Raw genomic sequence first — 25,060 nt, 5'->3', positions numbered from 1 at the left:
AGCGCGGCGTCCCAATCGGCTAGGATTCGCCGTGCGTTCGAGAGGAACTGCCGGCCCTCATAGGTGAAAGACAGCCGTCTGGTGGTTCGCGTGATGAGGGTCGCGCCAGCCCGCTTTTCAAGTTCCCGTAACGCGACCGTTACCGTGGATTGGGCCACGGATTCTAGCCGCGCGGCTGCAGACAAGCTTCCAGTCTCGGCAATACTGACGAAAAGCCGCAAGGCCTCTAGGGTGTCCATTTCTCGCAAACCTCGATAAGTGAATTCGAATCGGCTCGGATTATATCCAATCAACAAATATTCTAGAACTCGCGTCATCGTCGTCGCTGTCCGATCTCAAGGTTCGAAGCGGCATTCGCCAACGCAAATTATGGGAAGACATGACCGTGGAAAAAGTCGTCATTATCACCGGCGCATCGCAGGGCATCGGCGCTGAAATCGTCAAGGGATTCCGCAAACTCGACTATCGGATCGTCGCGAACTCGCGCAGCATCAGGCCGTCGGACGATCCGAACATCCTGACCGTGCCCGGCGACATCGGCGATCCAGCCGTCGCGCAGCGCGTGGTGTCCGAAGCAACTGCGCGCTTTGGCCGGATCGACACGCTGGTGAACAACGCCGGTATCTTTATTCCCAAGCCTTTCACGGAGTTCACCGTCGAAGATTATCAGGCGATCATGAACGTCAACATGGCCGGCTTCTTCCACATCACCAAGCTGGCCATCGCCCAAATGGAAAAGCAGAAGAGCGGCCATGTGCTGAACATCACCGGCAGCATCGATAACGGCACCAGCAACGGGGGGCTTGGACTGGCCGCAATGACGAAGGGCGGCCTGAACGCCGTCACCCGAGTACTCGCGATCGAATATGCCAAAAGCGGCATCCGCGTGAACGCAGTCGCGCCGGGCGTCACCAACACGCCTATGCATCGCGTGGAAGATCATGAGATGCTCGGGGGCTTCCATCCGCTGGGGCGCATCGCCGATCCGAGCGAAATCGCCAGCGCCGTATTGTTCCTGGAGTCTGCCGGATTCGTTACGGGCGAAATCGTACATGTCGATGGCGGCAGCCACGCCGGTCGGTGAGGACGGTAATGGAGCCCTCCGCGGTCGTCGCGAAGGGCTCCACAGGACGCGCCATCAATACCTGAGACAGGAGGCCTTTACGATGATCTATGAACTTCGCGTCTATCGCTGCATGCCCAACCGGCTGCCGGCATTGTTGAAGCGATTTGAAACAAAGACGATCCGAATATGGGAGAAGCACGGCATCCGACAGGCGGGCTTCTGGACGACGATGATTGGCGAATCCAATCAAGAGCTCACCTACCTTTTGGCGTGGGAGTCGCTTGCCGAGCGCGAGCGGAAATGGGCGGCCTTCATCAGCGACCCCGAGTGGTTGGCGGTCCAAGACGAAACCGAAAAGGATGGGCCCATCGTCGCCGACGTGGTGAACTCGATCTTGCAGCTAACCGCGTTTTCAAGCGTGCGCTAAGCGCCGCGTAAAGTCGGTGAAGAAGGGCCGGTTATGTACGACTTCATAGTAGTGGGCGCCGGCTCAGCCGGCGCGCTCATAGCGGCCGAGTTGGTCTGTAACACTTTGACCGCGTAGCACGAACAAATTTCTCATGTGGCCGACTTACCCAGACCGAGGGCAAGCGCCACACGATGTAGCCATTACCGCGAGGGAGTTTGTGGATGTCAGCAGAAATTCGGAACATATCGCAGGTGCAAGGGTACTGCAGTATGTGCATTGCTAGCTGTGGTACTGTCGCGACGGTGGTGGAGGGTAGATTCACCCGTCTGGTCCCCGATCCGACCCACCCCACCGGCGCAGCAATTTGCGCCAAGGGCCGGGCTGCTCCCGAACTAGGGCATAGACTCATAACGACCTGATCCAGATGCGCGTTGCGGCCAGCTTGATGGCGGCGAGAAAGTTGCGCGGGTCTTTGTCGTATCTGGATGCCGCGGAACTGTTTGAGTTTGTTGAAGAAGCGTTCGATCAGATTGCGTTGGCGATAGATCCATGCGCTGAAAGGAAAGCTGGCCTTGCGGTTCCGTTTTGCCGGAATGTTGGCCCAAGCCCGTTTTTCTTTGGCCAAGTCTCGCAAGGCATTGGTGTCGTAGGCGCGGTCAGCAAGGAGGATCGCGCCTTCGCGCATGTCCTGCAGCATCGGTTCTGCCATCCTGATATCGTGGGCTTGCCCCGCTGTCAGATCAAGGCTGATCGGTCTGCCGTCGGCGTCGACGACCGCGTGGATTTTCGTCGTCAGGCCGCCGCGGGAACGTCCCATGCAGCCATCGTCTCGATCCCCCTTTTTCCCGTGGCCGCATGCTGATGAACGCGGACACAGGAACTGTCGATCATGACAATGTCGCCGTCGAAGGCCTTTGCGATCTCGCGCAAGACATGATCCCAAACACCCGCTTTTCTCCATCGCACGAAGCGGTTGTAGCACGTGGTGTAAGGCCCATATCGCTCCGGTACGTCCGCCCAAGGCGAGCCTGTGCGGAACCGCCACAAAATGCCGTTGATCACCCGCCGGTCCCCGAGGTACGCCGCGACTCTTGTTCGGCAATAAGGGCTGAATAATCGCCCATTCGAAATCTGTCAGGTCGAAACGACGCCGGGTCACGCAAGGCCTCCAAATCAAGGCCTCATTGAATCATCATCCGCTCGCTTACAAAACCCCGTTATGAGTTTGCGGCCTAATACACCGTTTCTATCCCCGCAGGCGGGACACGGGCCTGCGAATGGTTATAGCAAATGCACAAGTTTCGGGGTGCCGTAACAACTACCTTTTGGTTCGGCTGGTCATGGGCATGCTCCTCTATCATGCGGCTTTCCCCCAATGTGCACGAGAAGTTGGCCCCACGTTTCGGTCAAACGCGGAGGGTGGGAACGGTGGCGGAGAATTTGCTACAAAGTTCCCGATTTCGTTGTCGGATCGAGTTCGGAGCAATCAACGAGGGTCAGCAGTTACGGCGACCCGAGCGCGAATGGGATGCGTCGGAAGAAAACCACCTAGACGATCATGGGCAGTTGTCGCTGGACGCCTCGGCGCTTCTGTGGACGGCGAAGCGGCGGGTGCCGACCCGTGGATTGTCCCAAGGGGCTTGATCCTAGATGCTTCTAGGAAGTTATATTGACTTATAACCACTTATAAATTATCAATGCTATATCTAATTAAAGTGGGTATGAGTCATGGATGAAGTTCGCAACCCTTTCGCTCCCGGCGCTGGATCGCAACCGCCCGAACTCGCCGGTCGTGATAAGATTCTTGAAGACGCCCGCATAGGAGTCCAGCGAGCCATTCGCGGCAAGCCGACCCAATCGCAGATACTACTTGGTCTTCGCGGCGTCGGAAAGACGGTCTTGCTAAACAAAATTGAGCAGATCGCGGAAGAGCATGGGCACTTAACTTCTATGATTGAAGCGCCGGAAGGGATCCCACTTCCAACCCTCCTCTATACCCGCATCCATCAGGTTCTTCGCAAGCTTAGCGTCATTGAGCAGGCGAAAGCTACTGCCTTCAGTGCGATGCGAGCGCTCCGCAGTTTTGCCTCGATATTCAAAGTTGAAATGGGGGACTTCGCCCTGTCTGTCGATCCCGAGACGGGGACTGCCGATAGCGGAAACATTGAATACGATCTTGCCGAACTGTTCGTCAGAGTCGGCGAGGCAGCAAAAGCTGCAGGGCGCGGTTGGACGCTTCTGATCGATGAAATCCAATACATTGGTGAGCAGGACTACGCCGCATTAATTGTCGCTATTCATCGAACAAGTCAAAAAGGGCTTCCCGTCTTGTTCTTCGGCGCTGGCTTGCCTCAGGTGGCGGCACTTTCTGGCGATGCGAAGTCCTATGCGGAACGGCTATTCTCTTATCCCTCGGTTGGCGCTCTTGACCAAAAGTCGGCGGAGCTTGCCATCAAGAATCCGATTGAGGGAGAGGGCGAGCAGATCGAAGTCGACGCATTGCATGCGATCGTCGCGAAGACGCGCGGTTATCCCTATTTCCTTCAAGAGTGGGGCTATCAGGCATGGAACACAGCAGATCACTCGCCAATAGATGCCGCAGACATTGATCAATCTTCACAGAAGGCTTTGCGGAGACTGGACGACGGATTCTTTAGAGTGCGTTTTGACCGCCTGACGCCGCGCGAACGTGAGTACGTTTGCGCTATGGCAAAGCTGGGCAACGGGCCGTACAAGTCAGGCGACGTTGCGGAGATGATGAAAGAGCCGCCCAACAAGCTTGGGCCGATGCGGGCAAGCATCATCAAGAAAGGTATGATCTATAGCCCTTCATATGGAGATATAGATTTCACCGTGCCATTGTTCGGCGACTACTTGGTGCGCAATTGGATAGGAGCCAAGCTGCAGCAAGCGTAGCAAGAAGCCGTAGGACGATGGCATGCGTGGAAAGGCTAGGCGGGGTGCATGTACGCTGTTAAACCTGCTCGTGAGGGCGGCCTCCAGTCGCGCCTTTCGTCGCCGAAGTTGGCTTCGTGTGCGAACTGCTCGGCGATCTCGGCTTGTCGTGGTCGGACGCTCGAAGCTCCGCAGGATGTCAAGCACGACATGGCGGTTGTTCTTGGCCTTGAGAAGCTCGGTCACGCGGCCACTTGCCGTTTCCCGTGATGAATGCGGGTGCGTTTTTGGATGCTGGGCCTGTCTCGAACTCGGCATCGTAGACCTTGATCACCTTCTCAAACGCCGCCTTCTGATCGTCAAGAACAACGATCTCTTGGCAGCTCTTCGATCCGGGCATCGATCTCGCTCAGTTTTGCTTTCAATTCGTCGACGACTTCCATCATACGCAATACTGAACCGCGCCGGGTTGGTCCACCAGCATGTCGATGTACTGGACCCGAACTTGGCGCAATGGCGCCGACCGAAGGCGACATGCAGCAGATGCTGATTATTGACGAGCCGAGTGGCTGCCTGCCCAACAACGCGAGATCATGGCCGGCCCTCCGACCGGAACGCCGATCGCGCCGGAGCAGAAAGCCTCTTTCGCGATCGACCTTTCGCAGGCAATTCTATTTGACGCCGCAACAGGCGCCGCTCTGTAACCCGTCAAACAAGGATGAATTCGATGCCAGCAAAACAGGAACGACGTCTGCGCATGGGTGTTCTCGGAGCGGGACAGATTGCGCAGGCGGCTCATTTCGAGGCCTGCACGAAGGCGGCGAACGCGGATCTCTACGCAATCTGCGACGTTGCGGATGACCTGCGCGAACGCATGGTCGTCACTCACGGTGCGGAAATGTCGTACAACGACTACGACAGGATGCTCGCCGACCCGAACATCGACGCGGTTATTATTGCGACTGCCGACGCTTTCCACGTTGCGGCGTCGATCCGGGCGCTGGAGGCCGGCAAGCACGTTCTATGCGAAAAGCCCATCGGCGTGACCGTGGAGGAATGCCGGGAACTGAAGGCCGCGGTCGAGAAGTCCGGAAAGACCCTTCAGGTCGGCCACATGAAGCGCTTCGACGCCGGCCTCCAGGCCGCCAAGTCCTTCATTCGGGACGAGATGGGCGACATGATCGCTCTCAAGGCCTGGTACTGCGACAGCACCCACCGCTATCCGATGACAGACGCCGTCCAGCCGTTGGTCGTCACCAGCGCCAATGCCAAGAAGCCGTCGACCAACCCAAAGGCGGACCTGAGGCGCTACTACATGCTCGCGCACGGCTGCCATCTGATCGACACCGCACGCTACTTCGCCGGGGACATCGTCTCCGTGCACGCCCGGCTATCCGAGCGGTGCGGCATCTGGTGCTGGTTCGTGGATGTGGAGTTCGCGACTGGTACGCTTGGGCATCTCGACCTCACCGTCCAGGTCCGGATGGACTGGCACGAAGGCTTCCAGATCTACGGCAAGAACGGCAGCATCCTCGGAAAGACCTACAACCCCTGGTACTACAAGAGCAGCGAGGTCGACCTCTTCCGGGAGGCTGACGGGGCGACGCACCGTGTGCTGGGCGCAGACGGCCACTTCTACCGCCGCCAGGTCGAAGGCTTTGCAAGGACGATCCTCGACAACACGCCGCTGGAAGGTGCGGACATCGACGACGGCCTGGCGTCCGTCCAGGCGATGGTTGCTATCGCCCGGTCCGTCGACACTGGAAAGCGCGTTGCCCTGGCAGACGTCACCGGGGGTGTGTGATGCAGCTCGGTATATTCGCCAAGACATTCGACGGAACAGATCCTGAAACCGTGCTTGCGGCCGTCAGAGCGGCGGGCTTCGCCTGCGCACAGTACAACATGGCGTGCTCCGGCCTCCCCGCGATGCCGGACGCCGTCGTGCCCGAGCAGGCGGCGCGGGTGGCAAACGCGGCTGCGACGACCGGCGTCGGGCTGGCCGCAGTGTCCGGCACCTACAACATGATCCATCCGGACATGGTGACACGGCTCTCTGGTCATCGAAAACTGGAAGCTCTGGCGGCGAGCTGCGCCGGTCTTGCGACGGGGCTGATCACGCTGTGCACCGGCACCCGCGATCCGGTTGACCAGTGGAAGGAGCATCCGGACAACGACACGCCCGAGGCTTGGCGCGACCTGCTTGAAGCGATGGAAATCGCGATCGGTATCGCCGACTGTCACAACGTCGATCTTGGGATCGAACCGGAACTGGCTAATGTCGTCAATTCCGCTCGGAAGGCTCGCAGGCTGATCGACGAGTTGGGCAGCCGCCGGCTGAAGATCGTGTTCGACCCGGCCAACCTGTTTGAGGTCGCATCGCTTGAGGACCAGCGTCGGATCGTCTCCGAGGGCGTCGACCTTCTCGCCGACCGCATCGTGATGGGGCACGCGAAGGACCGGACGGCGGAAGGAGGCTTCACCACCGCAGGAAAAGGAATTTTAGACTATCCTCACTACCTGTCATGCCTCAAGGCGGTGGGCTTCAACCGCTCCCTTGTGACCCATGGTTTGAAGGCGGACGAGGCGCCGGACGTCGCAACCTTCCTGAAGGCCGCATTGACCGACGCCGGGCTGGAGACGCGGTGATGTCGACCTCCGGTGCCAAGTTCACCCCCCCCAACGATGGACCCACTCTCAACGTCGACGATGCAGGGGGCAATGGGCTACCGGTAATTTTCCAGCATGGCCTTTGTGGCGATGCGCGGCAGACCACGGAGGCTTTCCCTGTCGATCCGCGCTTTCGTCGCATCACGCTCGAAAGCCGGGGGCAGGGCGCGTCGGAACCAGGTGACCTGGAGCACCTCTCGATCTCGACCTTCGCTACCGACACGGCGGAGCTCATCGAACGGAACGGATTCGCGCCCGTCGTCGTCGGTGGCATATCGATGGGAGCCGCGATCGCCCTTCGGCTCGCTGTCAGGCGACCCGATCTCGTGCGTGGCCTGATCATAGCTCGACCGGCGTGGGTGACGGATGCGGCGCCGGCAAACATGAGGCCCAACTCCGAGGTGGGAGCGCTGCTGGCAGAGCATCCCGGCGACGTCGCCCAGCGGATGTTCGTGGACACTGCGACGGCCGCCGCGTTGGGCCGGGACGCCCCCGACAATCTGGCCTCCCTGACCGCGTTCTTCTCACGGCATCCCAGGAACGTGACCGCGGCGCTGCTGACTTCGATTGCCGGCGACGGCCCTGGCGTTTCCGAGGCGGAGGTTCGTTCGCTCCGAATTCCGACGCTTGTGATAGGGCACGAGCGCGACAGCATCCATCCGATCGCTCATGCACGGGCGATCGCCGAAATGATCCCCAACTCCAGTTTCGTCGAGATCACGCCCAAGGTCGTCGATCGCGCTCGTTACGTTTCCGACTTCCATTCGGCCCTGAGCAATTTTCTGAAGGCCTGCCTATGATGACGAGCGTATCCAAGGACTGGATCAACGAGCTTGCCAAGGATCGACTGATCGCCGAATTTTCCGTGTGGTCCGCCGATCTCGTACGTTTCGCGGACGAGATGGCACGCATCGAGCCACACGCGGACGTGCTGCACATCGACGGCGCCGCGAACAATCCTCGAACAATCAAGCGGTCGGCGATTGTGGTCAACACCGCCCGTGGCCGCCGTCCTATTTATCCAGACTGCTCTCAAGGGGCGTCGTTTCGAAAGATGTTCGACTGCGACGTCCTCGAGGGCAGGGCATTGGTGGTGTATTGCTTTACAAAAGAAGGAAAATACAGGACGCACTTTTTCCCGTCGACCGGTATAACGGTATCCTCGGATGTCGATCCCTGCTTTTCGTCGGCCCTTGTTTGCAGAGCATCTAACAACTCCCGCATATTAGTAAGTTTGCACCTGAGATGGCAAATCCGTTGACAAAGCTAACTTGTTAATATTTCTTTCTTTTTGAAAGAATTGTTATCCGAGCCTGGGAGGGGTTGGATGGATAGGCTCGTTAGTCTCGAGAATATCGTTATGCAATTCGGCGCGATCCGTGCGCTCGACGGCATCTCGATAGAGATCAACCGAGGCGAAGTTCTCGGGCTCATGGGCGATAATGGCGCGGGAAAGTCTACCCTCGTAAAAACGATCGCCGGCAACTTTCAGCCTACATCTGGTCGCTACACCTTGGAGGGAAGCGAGGTCCATTTATCCGGTCCGGCTGATGCCCGCCGGCACGGCATCGAGGTCGTTTATCAGGATCTGGCGCTCTGCAACAACCTGACGGCTGCGGCCAATGTCTTCCTGGGACGCGAGGTGCAACGCCGTCTTGGCCCATTCAAGGTACTCGACCACCGGACGATGAACCGCAGAGCCAATGAGCTCTTCCAGGAACTGAAGTCCGAAACTCGCCCGGCAGATCTAGTTGACCGCATGTCCGGAGGGCAACGCCAGGCTGTCGCGATCGCTCGTACGAGACTTGCAAAATCGAAGATTGTTCTTATGGACGAACCTACGGCGGCCATCAGTGTCCGCCAGGTTGCGGAAGTTCTCTCACTGATCCGGCGTATGAAGGATCAAGGTCTCTCGGTCATTCTGATCAGCCACCGCATGCCTGACGTATTCGAAGTATGCGACCGCGTTGTCGTGATGAGGCGAGGGCGGAAGGTCGCTGACAAGCTGATTGCACAGACAAATCCCGAGGAAGTCACCGGCCTGATCACCGGTGCAATCCATGCAGCTTGATAAAGCCCCGGAGCATTCAAATGTCCCTGCCAAACGCCCCCGACATGAATGTTGATCTTTTAAAGGCAAACAATCGGTCCATTCTGCATCGAATGCTGATGACACAGGAAATGTGGATCGCGATTGCTATCTTCCTTCTTGGCCTGGGGGTTTCAATGATTTCGGCCAAGTTCGCGACACCATCTAATCTTCTGAATGTGCTGCAAAACGCATGCTTCATCGGCATAATGGCACTCGGAATGACTCCTGTCCTGATCAGTGGTGGGATCGACATTTCGGTTGGTTCGATCCTCGGACTTTGCGGGGTCACTCTCGGCATCCTTCTTCATGCAGGTCTGCCACTCGGCGTCGGAATCGCCGGAACGCTTCTTCTCGGCGTGCTTTTCGGCGTCGTAAACGGATCCATCATCACTTTCGTGAAGCTTCCGCCCTTCATCGTCACCCTCGCTACGTTGTCGATGGGGCGAAGCTTGGCGCTCGTCGTCACCAACAACGAGGTGTTCTACGAGTTTGGCGCGTCGACAGATGCTATCCTTGCGCTCGGGGGAGGCTACACGTTCGGACTGCCGAATGTCGTCTATGCTCTCGTCGTCGGCGTGATCGTGCTGCACTTCCTGCTGACCATGACGAAATGGGGACGATATATCTTCGCGATCGGTGGCAACGAAAGCGCGGCCCGCCTCGCCGGCATCCCGGTTGATCTGATCAAGATCTCCGCCTACGCGTTCAGCGGTCTGATGGCCGCGGTCAGCGCGATCTTCCTGGTGGGCTGGCTCGGCGCGGTCACCAATGCGATCGGAACCGGATACGAACTCCAGGTGATCGCCTCGACCGTCATTGGCGGCGCGTCACTCGCCGGAGGGTTCGGCACCGCTCTTGGCGCAAGCATCGGCGCCGTGCTGGTGGAGGTGATCCGGAACTCCTTGCTCATCGCCGGCGTCAATCCCTTCTGGCAAGGAATGTTCGTGGGCGGTTTCATCCTCGCGGCAGTCATTCTTGAAAGAATCCGGTCCTTGCGCCGCTAGGACGGAAATTAGGAACAGCGAACCACGGAGGAGACCAAAATGTCGCTGTCTGAAACGCTGAAATACGCCGTATCGGTCGCGTGCGTCGCAACCTGCTTGGGAGCAACTGGCGCAAGTGCAGCAGAGCGCGAATTTGCGCTCGTCTTCAAGGTTCTCAACAATGCCTTCAGTCCGCCGATCGACGCCGGTTGCCAGGCAGCCGCCAAGGAACTCGGCGACGTCAAGTGCACGTACATCGGACCGACGGAATACGACGAAGCGAAGCAGGTTCAACTCGCGCAGGACATGATTACGCGGGGCGTCGACGGGCTTGGAATCTCCGCGGGCAATCCGAAAGCGATGGCTAGAATCCTCAAGATGGCGAACGACAAGGGCATCCCGGTCGTGACCTTCGATACGGACGTCCTCCCCGAGGACGCCAAGCTTCGCGCCACCTACATCGGCACCGACAACTATCAGTTCGGCGTCGAACTCGCAAAGAAGGTTCTCGATAACAAGAAGAGCGGCGGAACGGTGTGCATCCAGTCCGGCGCGCCGGCCTCTGAAAACCTCAAGGGCCGCGTCCAAGGCATCCGCGACACCCTGGCGGGCTCTTCAAAGGACAAGCCGATCGAAAGGCTTTCTGGCCAAAATGGTTGGACGGAACCGACGGGATGCCCAGTCTACAACAACGACGATATCGCGCTCGCCGCCCAGCAGGTTCGTGACGTCATGACCAACAATCCCGACCTGAGCGCCTTCGTCGCGGTGGGTGGATGGGCTCAGTATGCGCCTCAGGCCTACAAACAGGCCATGGAGCCGCTCAAGGAGCGGCTCGACAAGAAGGACCTTGTCGTTGTCTTCGGAGACAATTTCGGTCCGCAGCTTCCGCTGCTGGCTGCAGGTCTGAGCCACTACAACATCGGCCAGCGGCCCTACGACATGGGCTATCAGACGATCAAGGCATTGGACGATCTGACAAAAGGCAAGAAGATCGAGCCCTATATTCAGACCGGCACCGAGATCTGCACCCCCGAAGACGCCATGACGACATGTGGAAAGGTCGGAAAATAGTCGTCCCTAATCCGACCATCAGGCCGGCGCTTCCGCAAGCGCCGGTTCTACCCGAACCTGGCATGGACGTGAAATGACGCAGCCCTTCAAGATTTTCATCATGCCTCACCCGAGACGGGTTTCCGACGTTTTCAGCAACGAGGCTCTGGAAGGCCTCCGGTCCCTCGGCACGCTCGTCATACACGAGCGGGATGGACTGACGGATGACGACTTCGCCCTCCTGGCCATGGATGCGGATGTCATGATGGGTACGTTCGACATGCCGGTCGAACGGCTGTCGCGATGCGAGAGGCTCAGGGCGTTCATTAACAGCGAAGGCAACTTCCTTCCAAACATCGACTACGATTTCTGCTTCCGAAACGGCATCCGGGTGATGTCGGCAAGCCATGTGTTCGCCGAACCGGTGGCCGAGATCGGTCTGGCAATGGCGATCGACCTTGGTCGCGGCATAACGCGCTCGGATCGCTTGATGCGAAGCGGACAAGAAAGCTACGGGTTCGACGCGAACAGGCAGGCTCGACGTCTGTTCAGAGCCCCCGTCGGCCTCGTCGGATTCGGTGACCTAGCACGGGCCTTGCTCCCGCTTCTCAAGCCATTCGACGTCAAGATCAAAGCGTATGATCCCTGGGTCCCCGAGACCGTCATCAGGAAAACCGGATGCCAGCCGGCGTCGCTCGATGACCTGCTGGCGACCAGTGCCTTTGTTTTTGTTCTGGCGGGAGTCACCTCCGAGAACCAGCATTTTCTAAACCGAGAAAAGTTCGCGCTGATGAAGGCAGGGTCGATCCTTCTGCTTCTCAGCCGAGCAGCGGTCGTCGATTTCCCAGCGATGCTGGAGGCAGCCCGCAGCGGCCATATCCGAGTGGCGACGGACGTCTTCCCGGTGGAGCCTGTACCGCCGGGCGACGTCGTGCGCAGCGTCGACGGCATGATCCTGTCACCGCATCAGGCAGGCGCGCTCGAGGATGTCTTGAAGGAAATGGGCACCGCCATCGTCGCGGACATAGAGTTGATCGCAATGGGGCTGCCGCCTATCGTCTGCAAGATCGCACAGCCCGAGACGGCCTCGCGCGCACGCAGCATGTCGGTTTCGAAGAGCTGACCGCTCTCCGAACTACGGCAGCAACTCGTGCTCCGAGATCTCGACACGGGGGATGTCGAACGCGTTATGATGGGCAATGGTCGCCGCACCGCGCGTTCCGGGTTCAGGGAGGCTTGGCCAGCGGGGCAGCCTGGCTCTCTGGGTTCATCCTTCTTCTTGGACGGATTGAAGCCGGCGTACTCCTATATTTCTGGAACGCCGAATGCGAAAGATTGTGCGACAAACGAAAGCTACGCTCTCGTGGACAACTCACGGTTCTGAATGAGCGCAATCTAGACAAAGGGGCGGCGACCCCTGCAGGTGCGGGAGTTCCTACTACTCGAATATGACTAGCGAGCACGAGAACATGCAGGATTTCCATCTGTTGGCATTCGACATTGGCGGCACGAATGTAAGGGCGGTCGTAGTCAACGACGCTGGCGAGATCCTTTGGCGCGCGGTGGTTCCCGCAAGCAGCTTCGCCGAAGCCGACCCCGTCGAATTCATGGCCGATATCTTAGTCGAGGAGAATAGAACTCTCGATGGCGGCATCGACGGCGTCGTCGTTGGCATTCCGGGAATACTGGATCGAGCGCGCCGAAGCGTCCTGAAGGCGCCGCTCGTGCCATCGCTGGAGATCGAAGGCTTCGCGGACAAGCTGGAGGCACGGTGTGGCGTTCCGGTGATCCTGGATCACGATGCAACGCTGCAGACACGAGGCGAAGCCTTGAAGGGCGCCGCCCAGGGCAGGGAACTGGTGCTAGGAGTGTATTTTGGTACGGGGGTAGGTGCCTCGTTCCTAGACTCCGGCAGCCTGATGGGGGGGCCTTACCGCATGCAGCTTGGCCACGTGCCGCTGAGAGGAGAGGGGCGCTCGGGTGTGGGCGGCGGGATCGACTGCGTCGAAGCCTACGCATCAGGACTCGTGCTCCAATCCTTGGCGTCGAAGTACAACCAGCCAATTGCAGGAATCTTCAAGTCTGGCGACGCCGAACTGAAGCGCGAGCTACGCACTTTCGTGGCCGACCAAGCTTTGACAATGGCGATGGCCATCACCCTAACGGATCCGGAGGTGGTGGTCGTAGGCGGCGGGGTGGTCGAAATGGCCGGCTATCCGTTCGACGATCTCGTTAGCCAGTTGAACGAAAAGTTGTCGCCGGTGATCCGATCGCCGTCGCGGGCCATATCTCGTGCACAACTTGGGCCATCGGGCGCGACCTGGGGTGCGATTAGCCTTTTCCGCGCTCGGTGATAGTCGCCGGGTTCAGTCCCTCGGAGCGCGAAGGGCGGAACTCTACCAACGGCAAGACCTTCCCCATCCCCGCCAGAAGCGTCCGGATTTTCGCGGTCAGGAAACGCTCTCCCGGAGAATTCGTTGATGGCCTTCGCAGTCGCTCACAGCGAGCGGGATTGACAAGGACAGTATCCATGGTGGCGAACGTCGTCAACGCCAGGTTAGTGGCCGCTTCGGCAGCCGGCGCCTTCTGCAGGTCGGATCGGGCGGCGCGGCTGCCTGCGGAGTCGTCCTGATTGTCACAGGTGTCACCGGATGGGGCGGGTTGGCACGGCTGGCTGGAACGGACTGATCGTCGCCAACTCGATCGGGGCGGTGCACTGCAAGACTTTCCGAAACGGGTAGGGTCCGTGTCCGCACTTGTGGGAGCGCTGCACTACGGATGCGGTATCCTCGGCTCGGCCGCGGTCAGCGCATTCGCCGACGGCACCCCGCTGCCGCTGGCCGGTATAGTGGCCATTGCTGGGATCGGTGGTTTCAAGAGTCTCGCACGGCTGCCGCGCGCCAAGCGTTGACCGTCACTGGACTGACTGCTTGAACTTGGGCAATCCTACTGCATCGATATCGGGAGTTCATGAATGAGGCGCGAGGAACTGGTCGATCTCAATTCGTTCATGACGGTGGCGGAGGAGCAGAACTTCACTCGAGCGGACTGCGAGGCTAGGCACCTCGCAGTCCGCGCTCAGCCACGCGATCCGTCGTCTCGAGGCACGGCTAGACGTCCGTCTCCTTACGCGGACGACGCGAAACGTCGCACCGACGGAGGCGGGCGAGCGGCTGCTCGCCACGCTGCGGCCGGCATTGGACAGCGTAGGAAGCGAGCTGGCTTCGCTAACCGAACTAAGGGAGCGTCCGGCGGGAAATATCCGGTATTAGGTAGTAATTGCCACCAGCCCCTCGGGACGTCGAGGAGTGGCCGGAATGCGCCCTCAAGTCGGACACTGAGCAGAGCACTGTGGTATCCCAGAAGCGGACATGCACAGATGTCGCCGAACTGCGGGTTTGCGCCATGAGTTGTCATCAGCAGACTGGCGGGCGCACTGTACCCCATGCCCCTCTTGCCGCGGTTTGCGTAGCCTAGGCATTTTTGAAGACGATCGTCGAGTCGCGACAGACCCCGACACCTCCCTCGGAGCGTGCGGTGGGCCGGAGACGACGATGGTATCATCAGTACCCCCTTATTTCCTTCAGTGCATCCTTGGCGTAGCTACCGACAGAACTCTCGCTCTCCATCACCACTAGCGCGGGAATCGCAGCCTTGGCCGCGGGCCCGATCTTTCTCAGCGACTGCACGGCCTCCTCACGGACCCCGACGTCTTCGAGCAGCATAATCAGGGCTGGCACGGCTTCTGCGGCCGCCGGTCCAAACCAACCCAAACGCTTTGCGGCGTTTCGCCGGTTAGCAGGATCGCCCCTGTTCAGCTGAGCTGTGAGGCTCGAAACGGTCACGTCCAGCGGCATTGCAGCAGCACGGACACCGTCGAGCAAACGCTCCCGCACCCCTTTGTATTCAGGTGCCCATCGAATGGGGAACTTATAGTCGCGTGCGAGGCCCTCGAGAGTGGCCTGGTCTGTTCCCGGCCGCCACATCAGAAGCCTGCGCCTTGCCTCGTCCCGGCGACCGAGGCCAACAAGTACGGATGCGAACGGCGGCATAAGTGCGGTTGCGTTCGGGTTCTTCTTGGCCCCCTTGTCGAAAACCTCAGCCGCCTGCTCCAGATCGTTTGCGGCAAATAGCGCAACGCCATGGGCAAGAACATAATGGCTTGGGAAGTTCGGATTGAGGCGAAGCGCTTTCTCGACATAATCCAGAGCCTCGCTTGGCTTACCTGAAGCCGTGAGGGCCCAAGCCATGGCGATTTGCGCTTCAGGATCGTTAGGATCGAGTTCGATCGCCCGGGCGGCTTCGCGGCGTGCATCTTCACCAAAACGCAGACGGTCCAGCGCTTGGGCCGTGTATCCGAGAGCCGTCGGGTATCTGATGGCTTTGTCCAGTTGCTGCTGACCTCGCCACACGACCTCCTTCGGAGGTGCTCCAAATCGCTGGTTCCAAACGTATTCATCGTCTCTGAAGAGAGCCTCTCCGTACCAGTCGTAGTCTTCGACCCTGAAGTAGACCAAAGCGAGCGTGGCGTAGGCGCGTCCGTACTCGGGATCGAGTTTAATTGCTCTCTTGAGCGGCGCGACAGCCGCTGCGTTGTCGTTGGCGTTGAAACGAAGATAGAGGCTCCAACCCTCGTCGAATGCCTCTTTCGCACGCAGGCTGTCCGTCCTGCCGCGGGCGATCTCCATTCTCTCATTTCCGGTCAGATTGACTTCCAGCGCCTCGACAATCTTGGTTACGAATGCGTCCTGAACACCGAAAACGTCGGCAACGTTGCCGTCAAAACGATCGGCCCACACATGGCCTCCGGTGAGCGCGTCAACCAGCTGGGCATTGACGCGGAGCCGGTCTCCCGCACGCTGATAGCTGCCCTCAAGAACATATCGCACACCCAGTTCTTCGGCGACCTGACTGGCCGTCACTGGCTTGCCCTGATATGCGAATGTCGAGTTTCGGGCGACGACGAAGAGACCGGAAATCTTCGACAGGTCGGTGATCAAGCTGTCTGTCATACCGTCGGCAAAATGTTGCTCCGCCGCTTCGCCGGACATGTTGGTGAATGGCATGACCGCAATGGACGGCTTGTCCGGCAATGGGAATTCCATCCGCGTCCTTGAGGCCAACTCGACATGTGGTGCACGGGAACTGCTCCAGAAAACCACGCTTCCGACTGCCAGCACCAGAGCTGCTGCGGCCGAGAGCCAGAGCCATGAGCGATAGGGCTTGCCCCGTGTCCATGCGGCCTCCGTTCGGGGATGATCGCCAAGGCGAATTCGATAGAGGCGAACGGGCTTTTCAATGTTCTTGACCTGCTGCTCACCCACGAAATCGAACGCGTAGTCCAGCTTTCTCTCGACGTGATCGTACGCCGTTCCCGAAATCAGAACGCCTCCCGGATCAGCCAATCCTTCGAGTCTTGCCGCGACATTCACGCCGTCGCCATAGATATCCTGTCCTTCGACGATAATGTCACCAAGATTGACACCGATGCGAAACTCGAGCCGTTTGTCAGCGGGTAGCTCCTCATTGCACTCGGCCATCGCTTGCTGGATTTCGACGGCGCACCTGACAGCGTCAACCACGCTGGGAAACTCGATAAGCGCGCCATCGCCCATGAGCTTGACCACCCGGCCATTGTGAGCGGAAATCTTCGGGTCGATGATGTTCTCGCGGGTGCTTCCAAGCCGCGCCAGGGTATCGGCCTCATCGATCTCCATGAGGCGGCTGTAACCGGCGAGGTCAGCGGCCAGTATCGCCGCAAGCTTCCGTTGCATGAGATGCTCCGGTGTAGAACGGCGTCTGTTGCAATTATAGGATAGTTAAGGTTCACATCCCAGTCTGCTGTTGGTTTGACAGTCGTCATTTGCTCTAGCCAGGTGGATGACAAAGTGAACGCGTCAACGATGCGACGATGGCGCGAACTAGACCTGGCGGGAGGGGCGACCGAGCTTCGCCTTTTCACCGATTGCAGACGGTCGACTAGCCGGAACGAACGGCCGGTTCGGGGCCGATTTCAGACCTTGGCATCGGGCGGCCATGTGTCCGCTTGTCGTGTTGCATTTCCTAGCAGCGGACGGTCGGCTGTCGGCCCCAAAAGTGGAAATTATTTCCGCTTTGCCCCCTCCAAGTCGCCAGCAGAGATCAGCTTTGAAACTTCCCGAAAGCAGACATTTCCGGCGATGACGCTGGAGGTCGCAGTTGCGCCAACTCATGACATTTGTGCTGGGTGCGGCGAAGGTCGCGATCGGCCCCACTGCAGATCTGACTAGTGAATACTCCATCGCCAGAAAGGCGGTGGCTTCGGGGTACGGCTTAAAGCCGGATGGGTCCGCCCGTGGGGGGGACGGGGCGCGAACTCACTTCACGTCAAAGCCGTCGTCTGGCTCGGGCGGAACCTGGTTCTTGATGTATTCGGCCCACATCTCGTTCGGTGGCATTGCCGCTGCTCACCACCCAATAGCCCCTACACCGGACGCGCCGCGATCCCAGCCGCCTAAGGCGTGGGGTTTCCCGAGCCCCTATCGGGGACTCTAAAGTAGCTTTACCATACTTCGTCCAACCCTTGATCCCCCGCGACCAGTCCCGAGCTTCCGCGGATTCCTGACGCGTGAAATCGACATGTGTGGTAAAATGCACCGAGCGCTTCGCCCAGGGAGGCCGCATGGGAAAGCAAACTTCGCGACTATTCGCTGAATAACGCGGCGCATGCTGGCATCCGATGCTTCAAGCTCGCCGACATAACGGATTTCTCCGGTCCGACCAGCTTCAGCAATCGAGATCGCATTCTTCAGCTTGGCAACATCGATTCCGACAAAAGCTTCTCTATATCTGCCACGGCTCGTCCTCCTGTGGTGAGGATCGGCTCGGCCTATCCGAGCAACCCTCGAAAGACCAGTGTAGGGCGAGCCACCTCAGCCAAAGAAGAAGGACATACGGACTTACTTATAGCCGGCTTGAATGACAGGATTATCATCACGATTCCCAAAGGGCGTTACGTTCCGGCGTTCGCGACTTGCGCGCGGCAGATGGACAGCGATCCGTTGCCAGTCCTTGGTCGCACCCGGCGCGTACATTATTCGATCGCAGCGGGCGCGGCCGCTATCTTTGCCGCGACGCCTTTGGCCATCCCTTTGGTGCACCAAGCCAACTATCCCGCAATAGCGTTGCCAATCCTGGCGGAAAGCCGCCCGAGCGTCATGGTGGAACGCTTCAAGATCTTCAGTCCAGATTACCGGTCCGAAGCGCTCTCTCAGGGCATCCCCGATGCGATCATCGAAAAGCTCGTCAGCTCCAAGGACATCGTCGTCTTTGTCGACACATTTCCCGGTACGAAGGAGGACATTTCGCCCAAGATTGAACGATCGATGGCAGCGGCTGACTAGCGATAGTGGCAAAACCCTCAATGACCGCGCGCCGCCAGGATGAGGTGGGTGCCATCGCTGGCGTTTAACAGCAAGACTGCCGCGCGGCCACTCCGATAACCGACCGGCCCAGCCAGCGTTCCAGTCCGCTACCGTACGGAGAAAAAAGATCGAATGATTGGGGCTCCAGCGGCGGCCTCCATGCATGGGAGTAGCGGGATATCGATCTTCCGGGCAGGCTCCAATGGTTCAACCAGTCAGGAGATCTGCCATGTTGGGGTGGGCGGCTCCCAACGGCATCGCGATGTGCCAGAGTGAGTTCGTTGAAAGCTCAATCGAGGGAGACCGTCCATGGAACAGATTATCCGAATTGGCATGGATACGTCAAAGAACGTTTTCCAATTGCATGGCGTGAATGCGGTCGAGCAACCAATCCTGCGCAAGAAGTTCTCGCGTAAGGAGATGGCGATATTCTTCGAGAAAACGGCGCCTACCACCATCGCACTCGAAGCGTGCGGCGGCACTCATCATTGGGCGAGGTTATTAGGTTCCTTGGGGCACGAAGTGAAGTTGATCGCGCCTCAGTTAGCGAAGCCCTATGTAAAACGCTGCAAGAACGACGCGGCGGACGCCGAGGCATTGTGTGAGGCGATGGGCCGACCCACCATGCGGTTCGTGCCGGTGAAGACCGCGGACCAGCAGGCGGCGTTGATGCTGGTCGGTTTGCGAGAGAGACTCATTCGCAATCGAACGCAGCTCGCCAATGGCCTCACCTTCGCTCGTCCGTGAGGCATGGCGAAGGCTACCGTGGCGGTGGCTCGACGCCTGGCAATCATCGTGCATCGGATGCGGGTCGACAACACCATCCGACCCGATCATGAAGCGGTCGCGCGCCGACTTGGAAGAGAAGCCAGACCCCTGGCGGGCACCCATCATCATCCGGGACGCCAAAGCCGTTACTCATCAACCATCACAACGACCAACGCCCCGCCTCGTAGGCGGAGAGGATATCCTTTGCTTGACAGACCAGCCCCAAAGGAGAAGCCCCGCCGTTTCAAACGGGGCGAGTTGGAGAGTGCGAGTATGCTGCTATAATGCAGCGGTGTCGCCGCGGTTCCACAATCGCACGAGCAGAGGACGAGGGGCCCGCCCCTACGGGAAGCGAGCCCCCGGCCGCACTTGGTTCGCCTAGAAGGCAATGCGGCATCGAATCTGTCCTGAGTCCATGCACGACCGACTCCAGTAGTCAGATTGCCCAATAAATCTTCACGGCAAGACTTAGTCTGACCACCCCTTTAGGTGAAGGCGTCGAACAGCGCCGCCAAACAGCGCCTCGGAATGAGGCGCCTTCAAAGAGCGGTTGCAACCCGCTGCACCTGGATGATGCGTCTGGTACATGCTTCTTTGACGGCCGCCCGGTATACTGTAGCGCGCTGGAGAAGATGACCACAGGTCCTACGCGAGGTAGATACGACCAGGGCTCGTCCAAACGTGTCAGAAATGGCGAGCCCTTTCGCATACCACGGCGTTGGTTGGAGAGCGGCTGCCGCGGCTAGGTGCTGTGCTTGGCGGCTACAGCGCTTTAAAATAAAGCTCCGGCGGGAAAATAAAGCTCCGGCGGGCCTGCGCGTCAATCATCAATTAGGATTAGGATCGAAGGGCCCGCTCCTACGGAAAAGCGAGCCCTTGCCGCGCCTCTGAGCCCCCCATTCAGCGCGGGATAGACCACGTGGCACCCGGATTGGGGTATCATCCGGTTGAACAGGAGGAACTGCTACGCAGCCCAAGCGTGTCAAACAAGGCTAGCCAGGAAGGTTCCAAAAAAATGGCCCGCCGAAGCGGACCAAGTCGGGAAATGGTGGCCGCGCGGCACCAGGACGAAGTGTCGGTCATCCCTGGCGCCTGAGGAAAGGTAGACTACCGCCGCGCGGCCACCTGTTTAACCAATTGACTCTATCTGAGTTCCGGTCCGCTAGCGTACGAAAAAAGATTTAGCTGGCTGGTGGAGAGTGCGGGGTCAGGTTGCCAGCATTGCCGCCTGGTTGCCTGGCGGGGTGACGCCGCGCAATCCGGCGAATCAATGCCGGAACGAACACTGCGTTTCAGGTTGCTAGCGTACGATCAAAAGAGAAGCCCCGCCGAAGCGGGGCAGTGAGACGAAGAAAGGACCGCGCGACTTTCCAGTAAGGGCAAGGGAGGGTCATCAACGAACCACGCCACGCGTTCCCGATACCAAACGATCCGTGTGGCGCTATGTTCCAATCCGTAGCGTAGGCATGGAAGGTGTTGTGCGCTTTCGTACGTTGGGCCGCCCCGTTTGCCATAGGAGGCCCAAGGGCATACACTGAGTTATCGGTCTCAATGATCACGGGTGCGGACCGCTTGGGAGATAATCTGCTCTTGCCCATAAGGGAGGAGCAACGATGCCCGACCGGAACAGCACGTCGAATACCCTTATCGCAGCGATGGATGAAGAAACGGCCTGGGCCGTTCTGGACGCATCCGAGCGTGTCGATCTCAACCTCCATCAGCAATTGCAGGTCGCCAATAGTCCGATTGATTACGTCTATTTCCCAGAATCAGGCGTAACCTCGCTGGTTGCCCGCGCGCCCGGCGGCTTGGAGATCGAAACCGGACTTGTCGGAAAGGAAGGAATGGTCGGAATGACCGTGCTCTCGGGGATCGACCAGTCGCCGCACGAAGCCTTCATCCAGGTTGCGTCAACTGCTCGGCGCGTGCCAGCCGCCCAGATGCAGTCCCTGATCGCGGCGAGGCCGGCGCTTCAGCATCTCCTCGTCCGGTATCTACAGACCGTGCATCTGCAGATCGCCGGCACGGCGCTTGCCAATGGCAGGTCGACGATCGTTCAGCGGCTGGCGCGCTGGCTGCTGATGTGTCAGGACCGGGTCGGAAGTCCGAAATTGCCGCTGACCCACGAGTTTTTGTCGTTGATGCTGGGCGCTCGCAGGGCCGGGGTCACAACCGCGCTGCACATCCTCGAAGGTGAGGGCCTGATCCGTGCTACGCGAGGCCTCTGCACCATCAAAGACCGAGCCGGCCTTAAAGCGCGTGCTGGCGGAATTTACGGCGGACCTGAAGCGGAATACCGGCGTTTGATCGGCGTCAGTGGGCAGGATGATTCTGCAATCAGGCCTGACAGCGCGGCGGACCTTGGTTAGCAAACGGCAAGATCGGTTCGGCCTAGCTTCAATCTGGTAAGGTGAGCCTGAAGGGAAAGACGAAGACGATGTCCCCGTTTTCATCAACGACTTCGAAGCGCTTTTCGTCGAGTTGGTGACCCTGAACGACTAGCTCCGCGACTATTTCGCGGGCAGCTTGGAGCGCCTCTTCCTGGACGGCGCCGATGTTCGGCAAATCGACACCTTCGAGGTCCTCGACTATCTGATCGCCTTCCCGAATATGAAAGTAATACCTCGGCATTGACGGACGAACTCCGCTATCCGATGCGCCAACAGTTGAAGCGTTGCATTGTTCCCGTCCGGGGTCATGCGGTTATTCAGAAAGCGTTGCACAGCGCCGCCAAGCTACAGATGACGCCGGCAATCGCACCCAGCATGGCCAGACCCATCACTGGCCAGATCACAGGCCCGCGCGGCCCTCCCTGATCTTCGGGCATCATTGGCCGCACCAGTCGTTTCTATGCCCCGGCCGCCACCCTGACGTCAGTTCGGAACTGCCCTGGAAACGATCTTCCCGGATAACAGTTTTTATGGGCACCGGAGGACGAATATGGCCAAGAACAACATCCCGAAAATGCTCGGCGGCTACAAAATTCCGCGATCTGTCCGTAAGTCGCCTATGATCAAGGCTTTGCTTGCGAGCGATATCGGTCGCAACGTTCTTGCGAACGCCATTACTGCCGGGGCCGCCGCTGCGGCTGCCGTGCTCATTGGCGACCGCGAGGAAATCGCGGATGCGGCAACGACTGGAACTCGCAAAGGCGCGCGCGCTATGGGGATCGCCGGCGAGGCCATTGCTCGTGCGACTGAGGCGGCAGTATCATCTGTCAAAGATAGCGCGCGTGATGCTTTGCCAAAGAAGATGCGGCCAAAACAGAAGAAGCGCAAGGAAGCGAAGGACCGCCCTCTCCAAGCCGGCGCGGCTCATTAGTACCCTTGATATCCGCGGCGCCGGCCGAACAACTCCAGTCAATTCCGATCCCCAAGGAAGGCGCTTGGATCGAGAGGATGATTAGCCGCAATGGGCAAGGCAGCCGGCAGATTGGTGCGCAGACACCCGTTTGTCGCCGCCGAGGTTCTGGCCTCCGGAGCAAGGGAAGGTGGAAAGGTTACATTCAGGGAGTTGCGTAATCTTCTGCAACGAAGGCGTGCTCGAGCTATGCATTCTGGCATTCGACGGATGCCGATCGCAAGCGTAACGGATAGCTTTTCGCTTAGCGCGGTTTATGGAATCGAGAGTTTGAGCGCCGCGATCAATCGCACCAGTTATTCCTATGCCCCCGGCCGCCACTCTCGAGCAAAGCCTTCCCACAACAGCGTCTTGCCGATTTCTTCACCATTCGCTCGGTAGATCTTCACCAGCGGCCGGCCCCACTCACTGCACCGGATGCCGTTCGCGTCCTCATGGTCGCAGTAGGGAACCGTAAAGTTAACATTCCAACGCCAAGAACGTGCGACCTTATCTGCGATCAGACGGCTTGACGGCGAGCGATTTCGTGCCAGGTTTGCATGGCGGCACCTCGAAGTTCTCGATGGTGTGCTGAAGTAATATCGTGTCGGGGAATGTGGAAAAGGTTGGTGATTGGATCGTGGATTGAGACGAAACGCTGAAGCTGCCGCGGTGACTTGAAGCGCTTCATGATCCTCTCTCGCCGTGGGATAGGCTGATGGGAGTTTTGGGCTCCCTTGTTCAAGCCTTTGTGGGATCGATGTTCGATTGCCTGGCATTATTTCGCGGAAAATGGTCACCCCCGTCGCTTTACGAGCCTGATGTGTGGACCGGCATGGCGTCATGCCAATGTCTTCCGGGCATTGAGGTGGAGCCGAGCGAAAACCCGTCGAGCCTCGGAGCGAGAGTATTCGCGCTGCATTAGTACGCCGGATATCTCTTCATGAGCGACACGCCACAGAAGAACCGCCGCGGCAAACGGGAATCTTTGAACGCGCTCTGGAATTGCTGGAGACCGATCCAGCTGACGACTTGGCATTACGGCACTTGCGCAAGACCTCATAGAACAGCAGCCCCGCAAAAGCGAAAACTCTCAACAGGTCAAGGAGTGTTTCGATACGTCGTCCGGACGAGAACATTAGCGACACCTAATTGGCAAGGTTTAGGATCGCGTGGCGTGGTTCGCTGATGACCCTTCCTCGCCCTTACTGGAAAGTCGCGCGATCCCTTCGTCGTCAAACTGCCCCGCTTTGGTGGGGCTTCTTTTTGATCGTACGGTATCGAACTGGAACGCTGCCTTCGCGCTGATCGTTATTGGTGTGGCCGCGCGGCAGCCGTCCTGTTAAAGGCCAGCGATGACCGACACTTCGTCTTGGCACCGCGCGGTCACCATTCCCCGTTACCCGCTGTCCGGTTTGGCGTCCGTTACTCTTGAGTTAGGCCTTTTGCTTGTGCCTGTGCTCGGTGAAACGAGTTGCTTAAAGTACATACCCTTGACGGCAAAGAAACATTTGTCAAAATACTTCTGGAATTCGGCTAGGCTGGACAACTGGGCCGGGTTCTACGCTGGGGGTTCGGCGGAATCCTTCTAGGCGGCTAGGTCTTTCCTAGGGACGAGCCCTTCTTGTTCTTGCCTAATCCCAATTGATTATTGACGAGCAGGCTCGCCAGCGCTTTAGTTTTAGATGCTGAAGCCACCAAAGCACAGCGCCGTGACGGCCACGTTACCCAATATCCGAGGTCGTCATTAGACCCAGGGGCTCGCCCATCCGCGACCCTTTGGACGAGCCCCTTGGTCGTGTCGCCTTCTGAGCCGCTGTCGGCGCTGTTCGCATTTTTCCTATTAAGGCTTGCCATGGGAAGACCATCTGGCAATGTGCATTCGGAATTGGTCTGCTGCTTTGAACCGAGTCCACGCCGCTGCAGGGTCTCAGGAGAATTTGAGGGTGCGGCCGGGTCGCTCTCTGGTGGGCGGGCCTTGCTGGCCTCTAATCCTCATTGATTATTGACGAACGGACGCAGCCGGCGTTTTAGTTTTGAAAGCTGGAGCCTCCTAAGCACAGCATGCGACGCTACGGCAGTCGTCCCGGTACCCCAACAGCTTGTGCCCTGGTATGTGACCAGGGATCGCCATCCGCAGCATAGACGATCCCTGGTCCTCCGGTCACCTCGCGATCCGATATAGGGAGGGCCATGAGAGACCCGGGAAACCTTTCGAAGGATCCGGGCGGGCCAGCTTGGCTCTTGGTCTGTTTGTCCCTAGAAGGCCGCTGACGCTCGATGCCGTCGTGAGTTCTTTTTGCCGAGGTTTCCGGAATACTAGTACGCCTTTTTAGCTAATTTCTCTTCGCCGCAGCCTTTGGCATATCAAGAGTGCTGCAGGGG

General features: G+C 58.9%; 20 protein-coding genes and 6 pseudogenes. 18 read left to right on the top strand and 8 right to left on the bottom strand.

Annotated features, from left to right (window positions below; genetic code table 11):
• On the bottom strand, positions 1-239 hold a 239-nt coding region (locus tag ACPYOI_RS19175; protein WP_481423176.1), incomplete at its 3' end, for a LysR family transcriptional regulator.
• 140 nt (positions 240-379) lie between these two features.
• On the opposite strand from ACPYOI_RS19175, the gene ACPYOI_RS19170 reads away from it, so the two are divergent.
• Together ACPYOI_RS19170 and ACPYOI_RS19165 are read left to right on the top strand one after the other, a co-directional pair.
• Positions 380-1,084, top strand: coding sequence for an SDR family NAD(P)-dependent oxidoreductase (locus ACPYOI_RS19170; protein WP_481419932.1), 705 nt, complete (start codon positions 380-382; stop codon positions 1,082-1,084).
• 82 nt (positions 1,085-1,166) lie between these two features.
• Entirely contained in the window at positions 1,167-1,493 is a 327-nt protein-coding gene (locus ACPYOI_RS19165) for an NIPSNAP family protein (RefSeq protein WP_481423175.1), read from the top strand.
• Positions 1,494-1,569: 76 nt separating this feature from the next.
• On the opposite strand, the gene ACPYOI_RS19160 is transcribed toward ACPYOI_RS19165, so the two are convergent.
• The 3 genes and pseudogenes from ACPYOI_RS19160 to ACPYOI_RS19150 form a co-directional block, all read right to left on the bottom strand.
• The gene (locus tag ACPYOI_RS19160) at positions 1,570-2,292 is read right to left on the bottom strand and encodes an IS5 family transposase (RefSeq protein ID WP_481423174.1); all 723 of its coding nucleotides are present in this window, start codon (positions 2,290-2,292) and stop codon (positions 1,570-1,572) included.
• The gene (locus ACPYOI_RS19155) at positions 2,268-2,405 is read right to left on the bottom strand and encodes a hypothetical protein (RefSeq protein WP_481419938.1); all 138 of its coding nucleotides are present in this window, start codon (positions 2,403-2,405) and stop codon (positions 2,268-2,270) included. Before ACPYOI_RS19155 ends, ACPYOI_RS19160 begins: the two co-directional genes overlap by 25 nt.
• A 60-nt stretch (positions 2,406-2,465) precedes the next feature.
• Positions 2,466-2,537: pseudogene (locus ACPYOI_RS19150) on the bottom strand (hypothetical protein); the annotation flags it as partial.
• 666 nt (positions 2,538-3,203) lie between these two features.
• On the opposite strand from ACPYOI_RS19150, the gene ACPYOI_RS19145 reads away from it, so the two are divergent.
• From ACPYOI_RS19145 to ACPYOI_RS19090, 12 genes and pseudogenes are all read left to right on the top strand, one after another.
• On the top strand, positions 3,204-4,391 hold the full coding sequence (locus tag ACPYOI_RS19145) for an ATP-binding protein (protein WP_481419934.1): 1,188 nt from the start codon (positions 3,204-3,206) through the stop codon (positions 4,389-4,391).
• Positions 4,392-5,097: 706 nt separating this feature from the next.
• Positions 5,098-6,174 (top strand): Gfo/Idh/MocA family protein, encoded by a 1,077-nt coding sequence (locus ACPYOI_RS19140; protein ID WP_481419935.1) that lies wholly within the window; start codon positions 5,098-5,100, stop codon positions 6,172-6,174.
• Positions 6,174-7,016 (top strand): sugar phosphate isomerase/epimerase family protein, encoded by an 843-nt coding sequence (locus tag ACPYOI_RS19135; RefSeq protein WP_481423173.1) that lies wholly within the window; start codon positions 6,174-6,176, stop codon positions 7,014-7,016. Before ACPYOI_RS19140 ends, ACPYOI_RS19135 begins: the two co-directional genes overlap by 1 nt.
• A complete protein-coding gene (locus ACPYOI_RS19130; RefSeq protein WP_481418854.1) occupies positions 7,016-7,837 on the top strand; it encodes an alpha/beta fold hydrolase in 822 nt (273 codons plus the stop codon). The genes ACPYOI_RS19135 and ACPYOI_RS19130 overlap by 1 nt, the downstream gene beginning before the upstream one ends.
• A pseudogene (locus ACPYOI_RS19125) lies at positions 7,837-7,986 on the top strand (ribulose-phosphate 3-epimerase); the annotation flags it as partial. The gene ACPYOI_RS19130 and the pseudogene ACPYOI_RS19125, both read left to right, overlap by 1 nt.
• A 378-nt stretch (positions 7,987-8,364) precedes the next feature.
• Positions 8,365-9,108, top strand: a complete 744-nt coding sequence (locus ACPYOI_RS19120) for an ATP-binding cassette domain-containing protein (RefSeq protein ID WP_481423172.1) — start codon at positions 8,365-8,367, stop codon at positions 9,106-9,108.
• 44 nt (positions 9,109-9,152) lie between these two features.
• Positions 9,153-10,133 (top strand): ABC transporter permease, encoded by a 981-nt coding sequence (locus ACPYOI_RS19115; RefSeq protein WP_481418874.1) that lies wholly within the window; start codon positions 9,153-9,155, stop codon positions 10,131-10,133.
• 39 nt (positions 10,134-10,172) lie between these two features.
• Positions 10,173-11,186 carry a sugar-binding protein gene (locus ACPYOI_RS19110; protein WP_481418856.1) on the top strand — a complete coding sequence of 338 codons (1,014 nt, stop codon included), beginning with the start codon at positions 10,173-10,175 and terminating at the stop codon, positions 11,184-11,186.
• 73 nt (positions 11,187-11,259) lie between these two features.
• Complete coding sequence (locus tag ACPYOI_RS19105; protein ID WP_481423171.1) at positions 11,260-12,288, top strand: hydroxyacid dehydrogenase; 1,029 nt, start codon at positions 11,260-11,262, stop codon at positions 12,286-12,288.
• Positions 12,289-12,652: 364 nt separating this feature from the next.
• Positions 12,653-13,519, top strand: a complete 867-nt coding sequence (locus ACPYOI_RS19100) for an ROK family protein (protein WP_481418858.1) — start codon at positions 12,653-12,655, stop codon at positions 13,517-13,519.
• Between the two features lie 392 nt (positions 13,520-13,911).
• A complete protein-coding gene (locus tag ACPYOI_RS19095) occupies positions 13,912-14,076 on the top strand; it encodes a hypothetical protein (protein ID WP_481418859.1) in 165 nt (54 codons plus the stop codon).
• Positions 14,077-14,139: 63 nt separating this feature from the next.
• Positions 14,140-14,431 (top strand): annotated as a pseudogene (locus ACPYOI_RS19090) (LysR family transcriptional regulator); the annotation flags it as partial.
• A gap of 297 nt (positions 14,432-14,728) precedes the next feature.
• Here ACPYOI_RS19090 and ACPYOI_RS19085 read toward each other — a convergent pair.
• Positions 14,729-16,939: a tetratricopeptide repeat protein gene (locus tag ACPYOI_RS19085; RefSeq protein WP_481418860.1), complete on the bottom strand. Its 2,211-nt coding sequence runs from the start codon at positions 16,937-16,939 to the stop codon at positions 14,729-14,731.
• 897 nt (positions 16,940-17,836) lie between these two features.
• A pseudogene (locus ACPYOI_RS19080) lies at positions 17,837-18,037 on the bottom strand (hypothetical protein); the annotation flags it as partial.
• Between ACPYOI_RS19080 and ACPYOI_RS19075 the strand changes: the two are divergent.
• The 3 genes and pseudogenes from ACPYOI_RS19075 (at position 18,014) to ACPYOI_RS19065 (ending at position 21,705) form a co-directional block, all read left to right on the top strand.
• Positions 18,014-18,547, top strand: coding sequence for a hypothetical protein (locus tag ACPYOI_RS19075; RefSeq protein ID WP_481418861.1), 534 nt, complete (start codon positions 18,014-18,016; stop codon positions 18,545-18,547). The pseudogene ACPYOI_RS19080 and the gene ACPYOI_RS19075 overlap by 24 nt on opposite strands.
• A 330-nt stretch (positions 18,548-18,877) precedes the next feature.
• Positions 18,878-19,297 (top strand): annotated as a pseudogene (locus tag ACPYOI_RS19070) (IS110 family transposase); the annotation flags it as partial.
• Between the two features lie 1,652 nt (positions 19,298-20,949).
• A complete protein-coding gene (locus ACPYOI_RS19065; protein ID WP_481418862.1) occupies positions 20,950-21,705 on the top strand; it encodes a Crp/Fnr family transcriptional regulator in 756 nt (251 codons plus the stop codon).
• Positions 21,706-21,733: 28 nt separating this feature from the next.
• Here ACPYOI_RS19065 and ACPYOI_RS19060 read toward each other — a convergent pair whose 3' ends face one another.
• Positions 21,734-21,967 carry a DUF6894 family protein gene (locus ACPYOI_RS19060; RefSeq protein WP_481418863.1) on the bottom strand — a complete coding sequence of 78 codons (234 nt, stop codon included), beginning with the start codon at positions 21,965-21,967 and terminating at the stop codon, positions 21,734-21,736.
• A 309-nt stretch (positions 21,968-22,276) separates the two neighbouring features.
• Between ACPYOI_RS19060 and ACPYOI_RS19055 the strand changes: the two genes are divergently transcribed.
• On the top strand, positions 22,277-22,657 hold the full coding sequence (locus ACPYOI_RS19055) for a hypothetical protein (protein WP_481418864.1): 381 nt from the start codon (positions 22,277-22,279) through the stop codon (positions 22,655-22,657).
• Between the two features lie 538 nt (positions 22,658-23,195).
• Here the strand turns inward: ACPYOI_RS19055 and ACPYOI_RS19050 are convergent.
• A pseudogene (locus ACPYOI_RS19050) lies at positions 23,196-23,444 on the bottom strand (IS6 family transposase); the annotation flags it as partial.
• Positions 23,445-25,060 lie beyond the last annotated feature (1,616 nt).

The sequence above is a fragment of the Rhizobium sp. SVR5-2C genome (genome assembly GCF_056755115.1).
This window is presented reverse-complemented; position numbering and strand designations above follow the sequence as displayed.

Bases quoted from the DNA above. Each gene is read 5' to 3' on its own strand.
- ACPYOI_RS19170 (WP_481419932.1), top strand. From the start codon at position 380: ATGACCGTGGAAAAAGTCGTCATTATCACCGGCGCATCGCAGGGCATC.
- ACPYOI_RS19165 (WP_481423175.1), top strand. From the start codon at position 1,167: ATGATCTATGAACTTCGCGTCTATCGCTGCATGCCCAACCGGCTGCCG.
- ACPYOI_RS19160 (WP_481423174.1), bottom strand. From the start codon at position 2,292: ATGGGACGTTCCCGCGGCGGCCTGACGACGAAAATCCACGCGGTCGTC.
- ACPYOI_RS19145 (WP_481419934.1), top strand. From the start codon at position 3,204: ATGGATGAAGTTCGCAACCCTTTCGCTCCCGGCGCTGGATCGCAACCG.
- ACPYOI_RS19140 (WP_481419935.1), top strand. From the start codon at position 5,098: ATGCCAGCAAAACAGGAACGACGTCTGCGCATGGGTGTTCTCGGAGCG.
- ACPYOI_RS19135 (WP_481423173.1), top strand. From the start codon at position 6,174: ATGCAGCTCGGTATATTCGCCAAGACATTCGACGGAACAGATCCTGAA.
- ACPYOI_RS19130 (WP_481418854.1), top strand. From the start codon at position 7,016: ATGTCGACCTCCGGTGCCAAGTTCACCCCCCCCAACGATGGACCCACT.
- ACPYOI_RS19120 (WP_481423172.1), top strand. From the start codon at position 8,365: ATGGATAGGCTCGTTAGTCTCGAGAATATCGTTATGCAATTCGGCGCG.
- ACPYOI_RS19115 (WP_481418874.1), top strand. From the start codon at position 9,153: ATGAATGTTGATCTTTTAAAGGCAAACAATCGGTCCATTCTGCATCGA.
- ACPYOI_RS19110 (WP_481418856.1), top strand. From the start codon at position 10,173: ATGTCGCTGTCTGAAACGCTGAAATACGCCGTATCGGTCGCGTGCGTC.
- ACPYOI_RS19105 (WP_481423171.1), top strand. From the start codon at position 11,260: ATGACGCAGCCCTTCAAGATTTTCATCATGCCTCACCCGAGACGGGTT.
- ACPYOI_RS19085 (WP_481418860.1), bottom strand. From the start codon at position 16,939: ATGCAACGGAAGCTTGCGGCGATACTGGCCGCTGACCTCGCCGGTTAC.
- ACPYOI_RS19065 (WP_481418862.1), top strand. From the start codon at position 20,950: ATGCCCGACCGGAACAGCACGTCGAATACCCTTATCGCAGCGATGGAT.
- ACPYOI_RS19060 (WP_481418863.1), bottom strand. From the start codon at position 21,967: ATGCCGAGGTATTACTTTCATATTCGGGAAGGCGATCAGATAGTCGAG.
- ACPYOI_RS19055 (WP_481418864.1), top strand. From the start codon at position 22,277: ATGGCCAAGAACAACATCCCGAAAATGCTCGGCGGCTACAAAATTCCG.